Here is a 14,447-nt window from a genome sequence, read left to right on the forward strand (position 1 = left end):
AACGGCTACTTTTCAAACACCCTCTAAGAGAATGTTTGAGGAGTATGAAAAGCGGCTTTGCTGCGTTGCGAGTCCGCCCGGAAATGAATCTCCGGGCTAATAGAGGAAACCCCGCTGAAGCGGGCTAAGAGAGTAATACGGAGTTCTTAGCCCAGTTTAGTGGGCTTCCCACAATCAGCCCGGAGATTTATCTCCGGGCGGGTGAACGCAACAAACGATTACCGCTCAAACACTCTCAAACACTCTCTAAGTATCTGGCAGGTGGAATTCGCCCTGTACAAATGTGATTGAATTCACCTCTTAGTGTGCGAAGGCACACTTCGTCTGTATAGCCGCGAATTCTATTCGCTAGGCACAATATTCGCCAAGGCACAACAAGCCAAACAACTCGCTTTCTAAAGCGCGATCGCACATCCCCTTTTTTACCCTTGATTAACCATGTCGATTCCCTTACTTGAGTACAAACCCTCCTCGCAAAATCAGCGAGTGGATGGTTACGAAGTTCCAGGCGAAGACACTCCCTATATCTATCGTCTTGAAGATTGCATCGATCAAACCGACATCACAAATTTGATCTGGGCTGCTTATCGTCAAGTGTTCAGCGAACACGTCATTTTACAAAGCAGTCGCCAAAAGAATCTCGAATCCCAACTGAAGAACCGAGCCATTACCGTTCGCGACTTTGTGCGCGGATTGGCAAAATCGGAAACCTTCAGAAGCCTCGTAATCGACAAAAACTCGAACTATCGTTTAGTTGATATTGCTCTGAAGCGCCTACTGGGTCGATCGGCTTACAACAATGAAGAAACGATCGCTTGGTCGATCAAAATCGCGACTTTGGGCTGGGATGGCTTTGTAGATACACTTCTCGACAGTGAAGAGTATGCGACTGCGTTTGGCGATAACACGGTTCCTTACCAACGTCGTCGCTACAAAGGTCGTCCATTTAACTTGGTGACTCCAAGCTATGCGGACTACTGGCGCGACCAGGAAGAATCGAGCCGCTACAAGTGGGGCGATATCAACAACTTCCGGGATTTGGCTCGATCGCTCAACATCAAAACCGTCGAATACAAACCCGTTTCGACCGCAAACATCAGCATTCCTGACACCACTCGTACCACCGCTCCAAACGGCACTCCAACTTCGATTAGCACAGCCGCCAGTTTCCCATTGCGCTAACGCTGCTGTTTCAACAGACGTAGTTAAGGAGATTTTTATGGGAACAAAACTTTCGGTCTTGGAATACAGACCCACCACTCAAGACCAGCGGGTTCAGAGCTTTGGTCGGGCTGATCTGAATGAAGATAGCCCGTATCGGTATCGCATCGAAGATAGTACGACTCCCTCTGAAATCGACGCGCTGATCTGGGCAACGTATCGGCAAGTATTTAACGAGCAAGAAACGTTGCAGTTTAATCGGCAGATTACTTTGGAAACTCAGCTTAAGAATCGTGCGATTACGGTGCGCGATTTTGTGCGCGGGTTAGCCAAATCAGAGCGGTTCTACCGTCTGGTGGTCGAAGCGAATAATAACTATCGCCTCGTAGAAGTTTGCCTCAAACGGTTGCTGGGTCGTTCGCCTTATAACAAAGAAGAAACGATCGCTTGGTCGATCCAAATTGCTAATTTGGGTTGGCACAAATTCGTTGATGCTTTGTTGGACAGCGAAGAATATCTCGAAGCCTTTGGAGAAAATACGGCTCCTTATCAGCGCAAACGAGTCACTGAGCGTCCTTACAGCTTTACACCGCGCTACGGGGCTGACTATCGCGATCGACTCCCCAAACAAGAGTTCAAACCGTCTGCCCAACTCGCTGCGTTCACGCCGCAGTTTGATCAATTTGAACCCTTTAACTGGGAAAAATTTGTCAGAACTTCGGATTGGAGAATGGTATCGGCGGTGTCGATCGCGACGGGCGGCTTGATTTTCTTCTTGCTGCTGTTTTCGGCTGTGAATGCGGTGGGATAAATGCTCACAGCAGTACCATTTTCGGACACCAGACGCGAGATAATGGTTTTACGCGACTTGGATTTCTAATATCAAATCCATCATCCAAAATTTACCTGCCGTTTATATTACGAGGGAGATTCTGACATGGCATTGCCATTGTTAGCTTATAAGCCGACCACCCAAAACCATCGGGTGAAAAACTTCGGCATTGCTGACCAAAACGAAGACACTCCTTACATCTATCGAATCGAGGATGTAAGCTCTGTGACTGATATGGAATCGCTGATTTGGGCGGCATATCGTCAAGTGTTCAGTGAACATGAAACGTTGAAGTTCAATCGCCAAGTGGCATCTGAGTCTCGTGTGAGAAACGGTGCAATCACAGTGCGCGACTTCATTCGTGAATTGGCAAAATCTGAGCGCTTCTACAGCACTGTGGTGGAAGTGAACAACAACTATCGCTTAGTGCAAATCTGCCTGAAGCGCTTCCTGGGTCGTGATTCTTACGATCGAGATGAAGAAATCGCTTGGTCGATCGTGATCGGAACCAAGGGCTTTAATGGGTTTGTCGATGCTTTGCTCGATAGCGAAGAGTACACCAACGCATTTGGCGACTACACCGTTCCGTATCAGCGTCGTCGGATGGAAGCGCGTCCGTTTAACTTGGTGACTCCTCGTTATGGCGAAGACTTCCGCGAAACGGCTGGAACCGTGAAGAACGATTGGCAGTTTGTGGTGCAGAACTACTACTCCAAGCGATCTCAAGACCGTCGTTTGCCTGAAGGTGATCCGCGTCGCTTCCTCAGTGTGGCAGCCGCGATCGCGCCGAAGCAAAACTATGGTAGCGTCACTACTTCGCTGGATTATATGAGCAAAGTGCCGAACCGCAGTCGTCGTTGAGATTAGAGCAATCATACTTTCATTGTGGGCTTGATGCTCAGTTTCAATCTGTCGCTGATGGATTGAAACTGAGCATTAAGCCCACTTGTTTTGTGTCGCTGATTAATTTTTTCTTCGACCCCCTGCCCAAGGCGGCGGTCCACCGGGTTGACGAATTTGAAGAACTTCGCCGTTACTGCGAGTAATAGTATAAGCATCAAAATCAGCATCGTCATACTCACCTGTAACTTTGACCCGTTCACCAGCAGATAGGTTTAGTTGGTGATACCAGCGAGGTCCAGCATCGACAATCATTTGCCCAGTCCCGTCATCCAAAATGAACTCGTTACCCACAACACTGAGAATTTGTCCTGAGATTGCAACACCTGAATTGCGCTGAAGATCGCGAATTGGAACTTGAGCTTGAGTTGCAGACATTCCGATTAACGAAACAGCCGTAGAGCCGAGAGCGAACCAGATAGTTAACTTCAGCATGAATCCTCTTTGATCAATTTTGATCAATGTCTTTTAGGGCTGAGTTTAACAAAGTTGTTATCTTTCATGGAGTGCGAATGTCAATCGTTTTTCTCTAGTGTTCTCTATTCTTGTTTCTTTGAGTAATAAAGTTCGAGCATAATCAGCAACTATGATGAAGTGAATTTAATGCGTCGATCGATATGATTCAAGTCCCGAAACCACCTGTCAGTTTCGATGAATTCCTCGAATGGTATCCGAATCTTCCGGGTGTTCATTATGAATTACGTCGAGGAATCATCCTTGAAAGATCGATGCCGAGTGGCAAGCATTCAGAGATTGCAGGACTTCTCGTACTGCCTATTGGAATCGTGATTCGGCAATCAAAGTTAGACTACTTCATGCCAAAGGACTGTGTTGTAAGAGCAGAAAGGGAATCTGCATACGAACCGGATGGAATCGTTCTTGATAGTCGCGAAATTGCGAATGAGCCAAACTGGGAAGAATTCTCTGCTGTCGAGCATTGCAAAACAATCAAACTGATCATCGAAGTCGTCAGTACAAACTGGCGCGATGACTACTACACCAAATTTGCAGCTTATGAAGCTTTAGGCATTTCAGAATATTGGATTGTAGACTATGCAGCATTAGGAGCGCGAAGATTTCTGGGCAATCCCAAGGAGCCAACACTTTGGGTGTGTGAATTGATCGAGGATGAATATCAAATGAATGCGTTTCGGGGAAACGATCGCATTATTTCCCCCACGTTTCCAGAATTACAATTAACGGCTGCACAAGTGTTTCAAGCAAATACTATCTCGACTTAAGGAAGTCTTGTACAACTTGTTTTACGTCCTCTTTTTTACCATCGACTCGATAGTTCAATTCCTGCATTGTTTTGTCAGAAATCATGCCGCCCAGTTGATCCAACGCTTCTTTTAGTTCTGGATGTTTTTGGAAAGTTTCGCGGCGAACGACTGCGGCAGCTTCATACGGCGGGAAGTAGCGCTTATCGTCTTGTAAAACCGTTAAATCGAGGGTTGAAAGTAAACCATCTGTAGTACTTCCAGCAACGATATCGACTTGTTTATCTTGCAGCGATCGATACAATAATCCCAAATCCATCACCTTCGGCGCTTGTTCAAATTTGAGATTGTAAGTCTTCGCAAGTCCAGGAAATCCATCTTCACGATTGAGAAATTCTGGACCAAAACCCGCTGTCCACTTTGGAGTATGAACGGCTGCTTGGGACAGAGTTTGAATCTTTAGCTTTCTCGCATCTTCGCCTCTGACAACCATTGCAAATGAATTGTTAAAGCCGAAAGGTTTTGTCCAAAGTAGTTGAAAATCTCGTTCAAATCGACTCTTTACGGTTTCCAGTGTTTTCTTCGGATCGCTTTCTGCACCTAATTTTAGAATCGCACCATAGGCAGTTCCAGTGTATTCGGGATAGATATCGAGTTCACCGTTTCTAATGCCTGTTAAACATACGAACGTTCCGCCCAAATTGAATTTACGATCGACCTTTATGTTCGTTTTACGCTCGATTTGTTGCGCTAAAATTTCGCCTAAAATCACTTGCTCGGTGAAGTTCTTCGAGCCAATGACCACTCGATCTCCGCCACCTTGACACGCGACGATCGAGAACATTAAACAGAGTGCCAAAAGCCCAAGTGCGAGAAATCTTTTCATCTTTTAATCGTTAACCGTCTTTCAATCCAACCTAATCCCCAATCTGCACCCAACGCAACGATCGCTGCCGGAACTGCTCCAGCGAGAATCAGTTGATTATCAACGATCGCGACACCTCGAAAAATAAATTCGCCCAGTCCTCCGGCTCCGACTGCCGATGCAATTGTAGCAAGTCCAACTCCGATCACAGTTGCGACTCTGACTCCTGAAAGGATTACGCCCATTGCTAACGGGAGTTCGACTTGAAATAAGAGTTGTCGATCGCTCATTCCCATTCCCCGTCCTGCTTCTCGAATCGCAGGATCGACGCTGTTAATTCCGACGGCTGTATTCCGAATGATTGGGAGCAAGGAATAGAGGATTAGAGCGACGATCGCAGTTCTCGCACCAATTCCCCCGATGATTGGAATCGGTAGTAGAAACCCAAATAATGCCAAACTTGGAACCGTTTGCATCACATTGGCAAATCCCAAAATTGGTTTGCCTAAATTTGGGCGGCGAGTAATCAAAATGCCCAAGGGAATGCCGATAAGAATTGCGATCGAGGTTGCTACCCCGACTAGAAATAAATGCTCTCCCAGTCGGGCTAAGATTTCATTCCCGTAGCGGGTTAGGAATTCCATACGTTCAAAAATGCTTTGGCTTCAGGATGTATCGATCGAGCAAATTCGTCAGGCGTTCCCAATTCTACTAACTGTCCTGCCTGCATCAGTCCGATTCTTGTTCCGAGCTTGAAAGCTTCATGAATATCATGCGTGACAAATACGATCGTCTTTCCTAACTGGCGTTGCAATTGTAGGAATTCTCGCTGAAGTTCCGATCGTGTAATCGGGTCTAATGCTCCAAATGGCTCATCCATTAGCAACAGAGGAGGATCAGCCGCTAATGCTCTCGCGACTCCGACTCGTTGCCGTTGTCCACCCGATAACTGATGGGGATAGCTGTCTTTGAAGCGTTGCGGCTCTAATCCGACGAGTTCTAAGAGTTCAACGACGCGATTTTCAATTCGATCGCGTTCCCACTTCTGAAGCGATGGAACCACTGCAATATTCTGTGCAACCGTGAAATGGGGAAATAAACCAACTTCTTGAATCACATAGCCAATTCGTCTACGAAGTTCGATCGCATTCCAGGATTTTGTCGATCGATCATTGACTCGGACTTCACCTTCAGTCGGAACGAGCAGCGCATTAATCAACCTCAGCGTCGTCGTTTTTCCACATCCACTGCGACCAAGTAGCACCAACGTCTCTCCTGAGAAAATAGTAAAACTCAAGTTAGCAACTAATAATCTTCGATTTAATTGGTAGCAAACTTGACAAAATTCGATCGCATTCATTGAATTAACGCACTAATTGGAGAAACACGGGCGTAAAATTTGATATCCCTCACCCAGTTGGGGGAAGCCGCTGGAGAATATCCCTTTTACTTTAGGGTAGTTGGTGTTCCTGAAGCTCGTGGTTAAATCGTCCCTCAGTTACGGAGATTGGAAGCATGGCAAGCCTCAAATGCCTGACTATCGTGCCATGTGGCTAAAACAGTCAAAGCTTATCCTGTCATTGTTGTCGATCGCGCTCATTGCGATCGTCTACTTTGTCAGCGCCAAGCTTGCTTTCATCTTCATTCAACTGGATGCGACCGCTCAAGCTTCCGTGTTGTATCCGCCCATTGGAATCGCACTGGCTGGCGTGATCTTGCTAGAGCGCTTTTCTTGGATTGGCGTTTTTATTGGTGCGGTGCTGTTTGGTCGATCGCTTGACAACGTGACTTGGCTCACTGCGATCGTAGCGGGATTGGGTAGTACGCTCGAAGTTCTCGTCGCGATCGGGCTACTGAAGCGCGTTGGATTTTGTCGATCGCTAAGGCGGGTGCGAGATGTGCTGGCGTTAGCAACGATCGGCGCAGTGTTAGCACCGAGTCTGAATGCCAGTATTAGTACCGTTAATGGCTATCTGTCTGGGATTGTTCCGAGCGCTGAGATTCTTGGGAATTGGATGGTGGTTTGGCTAGGAGATGCGGTTTCGATTTTGGTATTGACTCCTGCGATCGTCGTTTGGGGAGGTCGATCGATTCGGATTCCAAGATCTTGGAATGAACTGCGTCGGCAGGTGAAACAGGCTCTATTTCGGCAACGAGTCGTTGAGTTTGTGGTTTGGTTGGGGTTGATTGTGATGTTTAGCTGGATGATTTTGAATTCCCCATTGGCGTACCTTCCCGCATCGGCAACGGGCACAATGGCGACGTTACGCGGTACGGTTACTCCAATTTTGCAGTATTCGCCGTTCCTATTTATTGTGTGGGCGGCGCTGCGATTGGGTCAGCGTGGGACTGTAATTTGCCTGCTGATTGCGTCATTTATCTCGATTTGGGGCGTGTCGCAGAACTATCGATATTTTGGGGAATCGAACAGTGAAACGCTTCAGAATGCACTGTTTCAGGTTCAGATTTTTGTTGGTGTGATGGCAACGATCGCGCTGGTGTTGGCGGCTGCGATCGCGGAACGGCATCGGGTGGAATCGTTGCTCAGACGGCGCATCGAGCAGGATCAATTTTTGGCGGAAAGTACGCTACGAATTCGTCGATCGCTTGATGTAAAAGAGGTTTTAGATACGACGGTCGCGGAAGTTCGAGCTTTTCTGAATGCCGATCGCGTCTATGTCAGCGTGTTTGATGAGCAAGGCTTTACGGAAACGGTGGCAGAATCGGTAGCTTCTCAGTGGAGTCCGATGCTGGGAACGCGATCGCCACGTCCGATTCTGCCAGATATTCAAGAGATTTTTGCTCAAACTCCGATTCGAGTAAATGCAGATTCTGAGAAGACTGAAACGAATGAGTTTCTCAAAATCTATTACCAAATGTACCAAATCAAAGCGAGTATTGGCATTCCGATTTATCAAGATGGGCGCTTGTATGGGGTGCTGAATGTGAATCAGTGCGGTGCGCCGAGAGAATGGCGATCGTTTGAGGTGGAATTGCTCGAACGATTAGCGACTCAAGTAGAGTTAGCGCTGCAACAGGGTCGATTGTACGAAAAGGTTCAAGGATTTGCAGCGGATTTAGAATCTCAAGTGGAAGATCGAACCGCAGAATTACAACAGAGAATGTTGGAACTGCAATCGCTAAATCAAGTAAAAGACACCTTAGTTCATGCGGTCACTCATGATTTGAGAACACCTGTGATCGGGATGTTGATGGTTTTAAGACGATTGCAATCGAAGACAGAAGATACGATTTCGTTGTCCCGATCGACGCTCGATCGCATTGTGGATAGCAGTAATCGTCAGCTTGATCTCATTAGTTCACTGCTCGAAGACTACTCACACGAACCGCAGAAAATTGTAATCAGTCCTCAACCGATTTCGTATTCGGAAATGGTCGATCGAACATTAGTCGATTTAGAGCCATTATTCGTTCAAAATCGAATTGAGTTAGTGAATGAAATTCCTAATGATTTACCGATGATTTCTGCTGATCCGACTCAGTTTAGAAGAGTGCTTGATAATCTGATTACGAATGCAATTAAGCACAATCCGCCTGAGATTACATTAACGTTGCAGGCTGAAAAAGTAGGGGCTGAAGTGAAATGTACGATCGCGGATAACGGAGTTGGAATTTTGCCGGATCAGTGCAATCAATTATTTAAGAAACCTTATCTTCGGGGATCACAAAATCAGCATCGAACGGGATTAGGTTTGGGCTTGTTTTTGTGTAATCAAATTATTGCGGCGCATCGGGGTCGAATTGGTGTTTCGAGTAAACCCAATCAGGGAACGCAGGTTTGGATTTGTTTGCCGATCGCTTAAAAGGGTGTTTGAAAAGCAATCATTCATCGCATTCACCCGCCCGGAAATGAATCTCCGGGCTAATCAGGGAAGCCCACTAAACTGGGCTAAGAACTCCGTATTACTCTCTTAGCCCGCTTCAGCGGGGTTTCCTCCATTAGCCCGGAGATTGATCTCCGGGTGGACTCGCAACGCAGCAAAGCCGCTTTTTATCCTTCTCAAACATCCTCTAAGACCTATCAATTTAGAAGTCGGCTGCGGTTGGAACGAAGCAAAAAAATCCTAAGAAAAAAGCCCGATCGCATTAAACAATCGAGCTATTCAGCACAACACTTTGAATGTGACTTAATACTCTAAAAACAGAGTATTTAACGCCGAATCAGGAGCAGAATTCTTTGAAACCGGAGCCAATTTGGGAGCCGATACGTGAGTCGTCTGCTGCATTTCTGCAACTTGACTTTCGAGAAAAGATAGACGTTTCTGAATGCGATGCCGACGTTGTTCGATCGAGTCGAGTTCGTGTTGAAGTCGTTTTTTCTCGATCGCTAACTTGTACAGATTGAGATAAGCGGTAGCCTCCGTTTGGGGACGGGGCATCGTGCTGATCTTGGGGCGGGAATCAGTCAATGAGGTAGGACGCATAAGAACACCTGGTGTGTAAGTTGCGAAGCTTACGTTATCTCGATCTCGTCGTTCGCATAGGACAGCAACTCTCGCTCACGATGGCGTAGAGGTTCCGTAAGTTTCATATTCATAGAGTGCCTCAGTGTTTTTATTTTTTAACAGGTTAACTTCATCTTTTTTTCATATTGGAAGAGTAGCGCTTTTGGCAACGAATCGTGTTAGCTTAGTACACAAATACTATGATTAGTCAAGTGTCTAAACCTTGGCTGAATATTTTGTAATGCAAACACCGCTGTCTGTAGATACTGTTTTGGTCGATCGCTTTTGCATTCTGAAAGTTCTACATCAGAGTGCAGCAGGTTGGGTGTATCTAACAATGGATCAAACGACAAAAGGTTTTTATGTTTTAGAAGAAGTTCCAGCGATCGATTCGGGAGCATTGCCCGTTTTGCAGGAACAATTTACAGAACTATTATCTGTTTTGAAACTGAAGTACTATCAAAACGCGATCGCAGATATCGATCGACTTTTTCTCGTTCGCGACTATGTAGAAGGTCATTCCTATCGCGAATTGTTCGAGCAAAACCGTATCTTTTCAGAAAAGGAAGTTCTCCGATTTCTGAAGCAGGTTTTATTGTTATTACGATCGCTTCACCGCAAAGAAATCGCGCACCAAAATCTTACGTTTAATTCAATTTTTCAGCGTTTAGACGGTTCTTTAATGCTGGCTGAATTCACGCAAGCGGACTTTGTAGAGCAAGACTTTGATGTAGATTTGTATGCATTGGCGGTGATGTCGATCGTGCTTCTTACCGGATGCGAACCGAAGGAACTCTATGATGAGACAACTCAAATTTGGAAATGGCACGATCGCATCAGTGTTCAACCGCGACTACAACAAGTTCTCGATCGAATGCTTTCCCCGCATCCCCAACAACGCTATCTTTCTGCTGCGAAAGTACTTCAAGCTTTGTCTGCACCACCGGATTTTGCATCGATCGTCTTTACTTTTGTGCTCATCGGGCTTGCTGCAATTTCAGCGTATCGATTGATCAATCATCTATCGAATTTGCAACCCGCAATGGTGTCACCTTCGATCGTGGTTGATGCTGCAACGACACCAAAACCAAGAGAAACTGCACAACAGCGATCGAAAAGATTAGGACTACGCGATGATGCTCTTAAACTACTCCTAAATGGAGCGAATAGAACGATCGATCAATTATTAGATCAGTTAGAACCTTTGAGCCAGGAAGCTCGAAGCGGAATTGGAACATACAAGCGTATTCATTATGATGCTTGGTTATCTACTGCAAAAGTTAGCCAGAAGGCGATCGAACTTCTCACAGATGCTCAATTTGTTCTCCGCTTTCCTGAACAGAAAGGGAAAGTCCTCAATCCAAGAACATCTGGGCAAATCTGGTATGCGATCGCTCGTGATCAAATTACAAAAATACAGCCCGAAACTTTGTCGTCTCTGGCAAGTGGAACCTTGAAAAATGGAGTAGGCAAAATCTACCGAGCTTCATTTAAGCAAGGTCAAACGATTAAGCTGAATCTTAAATCTGATACAGTCTCGGTTTGGATCTTTTCAGTTGACACTACATTGCTCAAGAACTTTAACCAATCGGATTGGACAGGGAAAGTTAATCGATCGAGCAATTATGAGATCGTGATAGTTCCGAACACAGTTAGTACAGCGGAGTATGAATTGTCGATCGACATTAGCTCAACTTCTTCAAAATAGGCTGATGCTGTGTCGATCTCTGAATCGAGCTACAACGTAATCTAGAGTAAGCGACTGCACCATAACCGCTGTAGGTTCGATAGTCCCGGTAGATAGATACTAGAAATGGAACACTAGAAGACTTTCTAGAGTAAGCAATAAAACGATTCATTGTTCACACTCACAATTGATTGTTCAAATTTTTGATAACTGATGCACAGGGAACAGTGGGAAAGCAAAATACTCATCCTACAACCAGCCTTGTGGAGTGTTTTGAAAGTAGTCGTTCATCACATGAACCGCCCCTCGAATAGAATTCGGGGCTATCGGAACAAAGTCTGTTGAAACAGACTGAAGAGCTTTCTACAAATAGCTTTCAGTCCCCTTCAGTGGACTTTGTTCCGATAGCCCGTGATTTTCAATCACGGGTGAACTGCAACGAAGCGAAACTGCTTCAAAACTTCTCTCACAACTCATCTCCTACAATCCCAATGCAAGCTGCAATTCAGGAGTAGCACTCACCGTCGTTGGTAACGGAGCAGGATCAAGACTCACCGCAGAACAATACCGAGAATAAGCACATCGATCGCATTGTTTCCCTGGCGTAGGTTCCCATGTTTCATCATGTCGCAACCGTACCGCCAAATCTGAAATCACCGCTTGCACTTGCTTTTTATGTCTACGAGTCGCTCGATAGCGAACTTTCTCGCCCGTTCTCAAATACAGCAAGGTCAAATACTTCAGACTTTGTTGATAGGTCTGCTCCAACGCCAGGTAATACAATCCGATCTGCAAATCCATCTCATCAGATTCTGGAACCTTCAGCTCTCGGCTCGACTTGTAATCAATTAGCTCCAACCCATCATTGAGATAGTCAATTCGATCGTATCTTCCCGTAATGCAGAATTCGAGGCTTTCAACTCTCAGAAACGCCTGAATTCGCCCTTCAACAGCTAACGGCTGACGCAACGATGGAGCATCCAAAATGAACTTCTCGTAGTAGCGATCAAGAATCGATCGACCATCTTCAATTTGACCTGGAGTTAAGCCAGTGGAATGTTCTTCCCAACAGCGATGAACCCATTGCAAATCGGGTGCGGCTTCGTGGTAGTGCCAATCCCGATAGACCATCGCTAAAGCTTGATGCAACGCAGTTCCTAATGCTGCTGATCCGAAGAAATCATTGCTAGTAAGTCGTCGCTCGTACCGCAAATAGTACGCATAGGGACAACGACTATACGACTGAAGTTTTGTGGCAGAAATCTGATAAGGCATGATTAGAGGCAAACAAGGTTATAAAGCGGAAATCCGAAACGGTTAAATCTGTTCGACTGGACGCTTGAAAATCGAATCGAGATAAATTCTTGCGGTTGCTCGATCGGTCTGACGTTCGTTCGCCGGACGATTCTGCAACAAGAACAAAGACAACGCCGCAGACATCACTCGATCTTGATCCCAATCTGGGCGTGTATCGAGGAACGATTGAAACGATTGATGCAGCGCTTCAGGAATTTCGACAAAAAGACTAATGTTGCTATCCATATCCATCAAACCTCAAAAATGAATCGCAGTAGGTGAATCCCAACCGTCCGATTTCCGCAAAATTTCGCAACAGAAATCCACGCCAGTCCGATCCGATCTTCCGATCTCCAACTTGTGGAAATCTTGTCTCGCGGTCGTCTGAGCGCTTTTGGGTTAGTCGCTACATTCTGCGCGATCGCAGGAAGAAGATCAACATCAAGAAAAGTAACAACCGCTTGCTAGATCAAAATTACTGAACGGCAGAATCGGCATTCCAGCCATTTTTTCGTTACTTGACTTCATAAACTGAGCGATTTTAGGCTGGGGAATACGATCTCGATCGACTTTTCCACAGTCCTCCGAAAAATGACGATCCTAGCCCGATCCCCTGTGGAAAACTTTCAATTCGATGTGGAAAAGGTGTGGAAAAGAAATCTCCAACTTGTGGATAGCCTGGGGAAAACCTGGGGAAAACCCAGTTAATTGTAAAGTTTTGTTAAGATTTTCAGAGAACTAGACTTTCGGCTGTGAGTTTAGGAATCAAATTGGGAATTCTCTATTTCCAGCGTGGAAACATCCGTAAATCTACGATCGTTGCGGACTTCCGTACCTCTTTCGGTCATCGCCAATCTAGACATAAGGAGAGATAATAGATTGTTCGTTTGTTGCCGATCGTGAAAGTTCTCGCATGATAGACATCGATTTACCTGCCCAACTCAATCCCCAAACCTTCTTGCTCTTGCTCGTTTTGGTGGCGTTAGAGTGCGTCTTGTCGGCTGACAATGCGATCGCGCTTGCTGCCATCACTCAAGGCTTGCAAAACCCGAAACTAGAGCGCCGCGCTTTAAATATTGGTTTGGTGTTCGCCTATGTTTTACGGATGTCGCTAATTTTGGCAGCCTCGTGGGTGATCGGATACTGGCAATTCGAGTTGGCGGGTGCGCTTTACCTTCTATGGTTGGTGTTTCAGCACTTCAAGCCCTCCAGCGAGGATGAGGAAGGAGTTCATCACGGACCTCGATTTGCGTCGCTTTGGCAGGCGATCCCGGTGATTGCGCTGACCGATTTGGCGTTCTCGCTTGATAGTGTCACGACTGCGATCGCGGTTTCCCAAGACACCTGGCTGATTCTGCTTGGAGGCACGATCGGGATTGTGGCACTGCGATTTATGGCAGGTCTATTCATTGTCTGGTTGGAAGAGTTTACGCATTTAGAAGATGCGGGTTATGTCACTGTGGCGTTTGTGGGCATTCGACTATTGCTGCGGGTGTTTAATGACCAACTTGTGCCGCCGGAATGGTTGATGATTTCGCTGGTTGCGATCGTCTTTGCTTGGGGATTTTCTAAGCGGAATGACATGGCGCAACTTGAAGCGATCGCAAAATCTCAAACTGAAACACTGCCAGATGTTGAACCTGTCTCAGAGAAAGATCCAGTTTAGGAACGCTTAACGGGAATAAGGCTGTGCTGTCACAAGATTTGGAACGACTCGGTAATGCTTCACGTTAAACGTACAAAGCGTTAGATTGTGTCCGACAGCACAAGCCGCAATCAGAGCATCAATTAATCCCAAATTATCTGATAAGTGATAGGCGGTGAAATCTGATAATGCACGAGTGCAATCGGTTTCAGTTGCCCAAACTATCGGTAAAGGAGCAACTAATTTTAGTGCTTTGCGAACGCCTTGCAGATTTCGAGAATCTTGTACCAATTCCATGACAACGAAACCAGGAACGCTTGGTATTTCTGTAAGACTTGCAAACCAAGCGTTAGACCGCAGGAACATTACAATGTA

General features: G+C 46.0%; 16 protein-coding genes. 7 read left to right on the top strand and 9 right to left on the bottom strand.

What is annotated here, in order from left to right; translation table 11 throughout:
• Positions 1 to 438: 438 nt before the first annotated feature.
• The 3 genes from ACQ4M5_RS20290 (at position 439) to ACQ4M5_RS20300 (ending at position 2,854) form a co-directional block, all read left to right on the top strand.
• Positions 439 to 1,182: a phycobilisome rod-core linker polypeptide gene (locus ACQ4M5_RS20290; protein WP_430677492.1), complete on the top strand. Its 744-nt coding sequence runs from the start codon at positions 439 to 441 to the stop codon at positions 1,180 to 1,182.
• A 37-nt stretch (positions 1,183 to 1,219) separates the two neighbouring features.
• Positions 1,220 to 1,972, top strand: a complete 753-nt coding sequence (locus tag ACQ4M5_RS20295; protein WP_430677493.1) for a phycobilisome rod-core linker polypeptide — start codon at positions 1,220 to 1,222, stop codon at positions 1,970 to 1,972.
• A 126-nt stretch (positions 1,973 to 2,098) separates the two neighbouring features.
• Positions 2,099 to 2,854: a phycobilisome rod-core linker polypeptide gene (locus tag ACQ4M5_RS20300; RefSeq protein WP_430677494.1), complete on the top strand. Its 756-nt coding sequence runs from the start codon at positions 2,099 to 2,101 to the stop codon at positions 2,852 to 2,854.
• 102 nt (positions 2,855 to 2,956) lie between these two features.
• On the opposite strand, the gene ACQ4M5_RS20305 is transcribed toward ACQ4M5_RS20300, so the two are convergent.
• Positions 2,957 to 3,328 carry a NirD/YgiW/YdeI family stress tolerance protein gene (locus ACQ4M5_RS20305; protein WP_430677495.1) on the bottom strand — a complete coding sequence of 124 codons (372 nt, stop codon included), beginning with the start codon at positions 3,326 to 3,328 and terminating at the stop codon, positions 2,957 to 2,959.
• A 182-nt stretch (positions 3,329 to 3,510) separates the two neighbouring features.
• On the opposite strand from ACQ4M5_RS20305, the gene ACQ4M5_RS20310 reads away from it, so the two are divergent.
• Positions 3,511 to 4,134, top strand: coding sequence for a Uma2 family endonuclease (locus ACQ4M5_RS20310; protein WP_430677496.1), 624 nt, complete (start codon positions 3,511 to 3,513; stop codon positions 4,132 to 4,134).
• Here the strand turns inward: ACQ4M5_RS20310 and ACQ4M5_RS20315 are convergent.
• From ACQ4M5_RS20315 to ACQ4M5_RS20325, 3 genes are read right to left on the bottom strand one after another with little or no spacing between them, the layout of a single operon-like run.
• Positions 4,121 to 4,999 (bottom strand): glycine betaine ABC transporter substrate-binding protein, encoded by an 879-nt coding sequence (locus ACQ4M5_RS20315; RefSeq protein ID WP_430677497.1) that lies wholly within the window; start codon positions 4,997 to 4,999, stop codon positions 4,121 to 4,123. The two genes, ACQ4M5_RS20310 and ACQ4M5_RS20315, sit on opposite strands and share 14 nt — an antisense overlap.
• Positions 4,996 to 5,622: an ABC transporter permease gene (locus ACQ4M5_RS20320; RefSeq protein WP_430677498.1), complete on the bottom strand. Its 627-nt coding sequence runs from the start codon at positions 5,620 to 5,622 to the stop codon at positions 4,996 to 4,998. Before ACQ4M5_RS20320 ends, ACQ4M5_RS20315 begins: the two co-directional genes overlap by 4 nt.
• A complete protein-coding gene (locus ACQ4M5_RS20325) occupies positions 5,610 to 6,338 on the bottom strand; it encodes an ABC transporter ATP-binding protein (RefSeq protein ID WP_430677499.1) in 729 nt (242 codons plus the stop codon). The genes ACQ4M5_RS20320 and ACQ4M5_RS20325 overlap by 13 nt, the downstream gene beginning before the upstream one ends.
• Positions 6,339 to 6,456: 118 nt before the next feature.
• On the opposite strand from ACQ4M5_RS20325, the gene ACQ4M5_RS20330 reads away from it, so the two are divergent.
• Entirely contained in the window at positions 6,457 to 8,802 is a 2,346-nt protein-coding gene (locus tag ACQ4M5_RS20330) for an MASE1 domain-containing protein (protein WP_430677500.1), read from the top strand.
• A gap of 324 nt (positions 8,803 to 9,126) precedes the next feature.
• On the opposite strand, the gene ACQ4M5_RS20335 is transcribed toward ACQ4M5_RS20330, so the two are convergent.
• A complete protein-coding gene (locus ACQ4M5_RS20335; RefSeq protein WP_430677501.1) occupies positions 9,127 to 9,423 on the bottom strand; it encodes a hypothetical protein in 297 nt (98 codons plus the stop codon).
• A 244-nt stretch (positions 9,424 to 9,667) separates the two neighbouring features.
• On the opposite strand from ACQ4M5_RS20335, the gene ACQ4M5_RS20340 reads away from it, so the two are divergent.
• Complete coding sequence (locus tag ACQ4M5_RS20340; protein WP_430677502.1) at positions 9,668 to 11,152, top strand: serine/threonine protein kinase; 1,485 nt, start codon at positions 9,668 to 9,670, stop codon at positions 11,150 to 11,152.
• On the opposite strand, the gene ACQ4M5_RS20345 is transcribed toward ACQ4M5_RS20340, so the two are convergent.
• From ACQ4M5_RS20345 to ACQ4M5_RS20355, 3 genes are all read right to left on the bottom strand, one after another.
• On the bottom strand, positions 11,130 to 11,303 hold the full coding sequence (locus ACQ4M5_RS20345; protein WP_430677503.1) for a hypothetical protein: 174 nt from the start codon (positions 11,301 to 11,303) through the stop codon (positions 11,130 to 11,132). The two genes, ACQ4M5_RS20340 and ACQ4M5_RS20345, sit on opposite strands and share 23 nt — an antisense overlap.
• A gap of 308 nt (positions 11,304 to 11,611) precedes the next feature.
• Positions 11,612 to 12,406, bottom strand: a complete 795-nt coding sequence (locus tag ACQ4M5_RS20350; protein WP_430677504.1) for a RecB family exonuclease — start codon at positions 12,404 to 12,406, stop codon at positions 11,612 to 11,614.
• 42 nt (positions 12,407 to 12,448) lie between these two features.
• Positions 12,449 to 12,673 carry a DUF2811 domain-containing protein gene (locus ACQ4M5_RS20355; protein ID WP_068390575.1) on the bottom strand — a complete coding sequence of 75 codons (225 nt, stop codon included), beginning with the start codon at positions 12,671 to 12,673 and terminating at the stop codon, positions 12,449 to 12,451.
• A 667-nt stretch (positions 12,674 to 13,340) separates the two neighbouring features.
• Between ACQ4M5_RS20355 and ACQ4M5_RS20360 the strand changes: the two genes are divergently transcribed.
• On the top strand, positions 13,341 to 14,093 hold the full coding sequence (locus ACQ4M5_RS20360; RefSeq protein WP_430677505.1) for a TerC family protein: 753 nt from the start codon (positions 13,341 to 13,343) through the stop codon (positions 14,091 to 14,093).
• A gap of 6 nt (positions 14,094 to 14,099) precedes the next feature.
• On the opposite strand, the gene ACQ4M5_RS20365 is transcribed toward ACQ4M5_RS20360, so the two are convergent.
• The gene (locus ACQ4M5_RS20365; protein ID WP_430677506.1) at positions 14,100 to 14,438 is read right to left on the bottom strand and encodes a PIN domain-containing protein; all 339 of its coding nucleotides are present in this window, start codon (positions 14,436 to 14,438) and stop codon (positions 14,100 to 14,102) included.
• Positions 14,439 to 14,447: the final 9 nt, after the last annotated feature.

The sequence above is a fragment of the Leptolyngbya sp. AN10 genome (genome assembly GCF_050565645.1).
GTDB lineage: Bacteria > Cyanobacteriota > Cyanobacteriia > Leptolyngbyales > Leptolyngbyaceae > Leptolyngbya.

Bases quoted from the DNA above. Each gene is read 5' to 3' on its own strand.
- ACQ4M5_RS20290 (WP_430677492.1), top strand. From the start codon at position 439: ATGTCGATTCCCTTACTTGAGTACAAACCCTCCTCGCAAAATCAGCGA.
- ACQ4M5_RS20295 (WP_430677493.1), top strand. From the start codon at position 1,220: ATGGGAACAAAACTTTCGGTCTTGGAATACAGACCCACCACTCAAGAC.
- ACQ4M5_RS20300 (WP_430677494.1), top strand. From the start codon at position 2,099: ATGGCATTGCCATTGTTAGCTTATAAGCCGACCACCCAAAACCATCGG.
- ACQ4M5_RS20305 (WP_430677495.1), bottom strand. From the start codon at position 3,328: ATGCTGAAGTTAACTATCTGGTTCGCTCTCGGCTCTACGGCTGTTTCG.
- ACQ4M5_RS20310 (WP_430677496.1), top strand. From the start codon at position 3,511: ATGATTCAAGTCCCGAAACCACCTGTCAGTTTCGATGAATTCCTCGAA.
- ACQ4M5_RS20315 (WP_430677497.1), bottom strand. From the start codon at position 4,999: ATGAAAAGATTTCTCGCACTTGGGCTTTTGGCACTCTGTTTAATGTTC.
- ACQ4M5_RS20320 (WP_430677498.1), bottom strand. From the start codon at position 5,622: ATGGAATTCCTAACCCGCTACGGGAATGAAATCTTAGCCCGACTGGGA.
- ACQ4M5_RS20325 (WP_430677499.1), bottom strand. From the start codon at position 6,338: ATGAATGCGATCGAATTTTGTCAAGTTTGCTACCAATTAAATCGAAGA.
- ACQ4M5_RS20335 (WP_430677501.1), bottom strand. From the start codon at position 9,423: ATGCGTCCTACCTCATTGACTGATTCCCGCCCCAAGATCAGCACGATG.
- ACQ4M5_RS20345 (WP_430677503.1), bottom strand. From the start codon at position 11,303: ATGAATCGTTTTATTGCTTACTCTAGAAAGTCTTCTAGTGTTCCATTT.
- ACQ4M5_RS20350 (WP_430677504.1), bottom strand. From the start codon at position 12,406: ATGCCTTATCAGATTTCTGCCACAAAACTTCAGTCGTATAGTCGTTGT.
- ACQ4M5_RS20355 (WP_068390575.1), bottom strand. From the start codon at position 12,673: ATGGATAGCAACATTAGTCTTTTTGTCGAAATTCCTGAAGCGCTGCAT.
- ACQ4M5_RS20360 (WP_430677505.1), top strand. From the start codon at position 13,341: ATGATAGACATCGATTTACCTGCCCAACTCAATCCCCAAACCTTCTTG.
- ACQ4M5_RS20365 (WP_430677506.1), bottom strand. From the start codon at position 14,438: ATGTTCCTGCGGTCTAACGCTTGGTTTGCAAGTCTTACAGAAATACCA.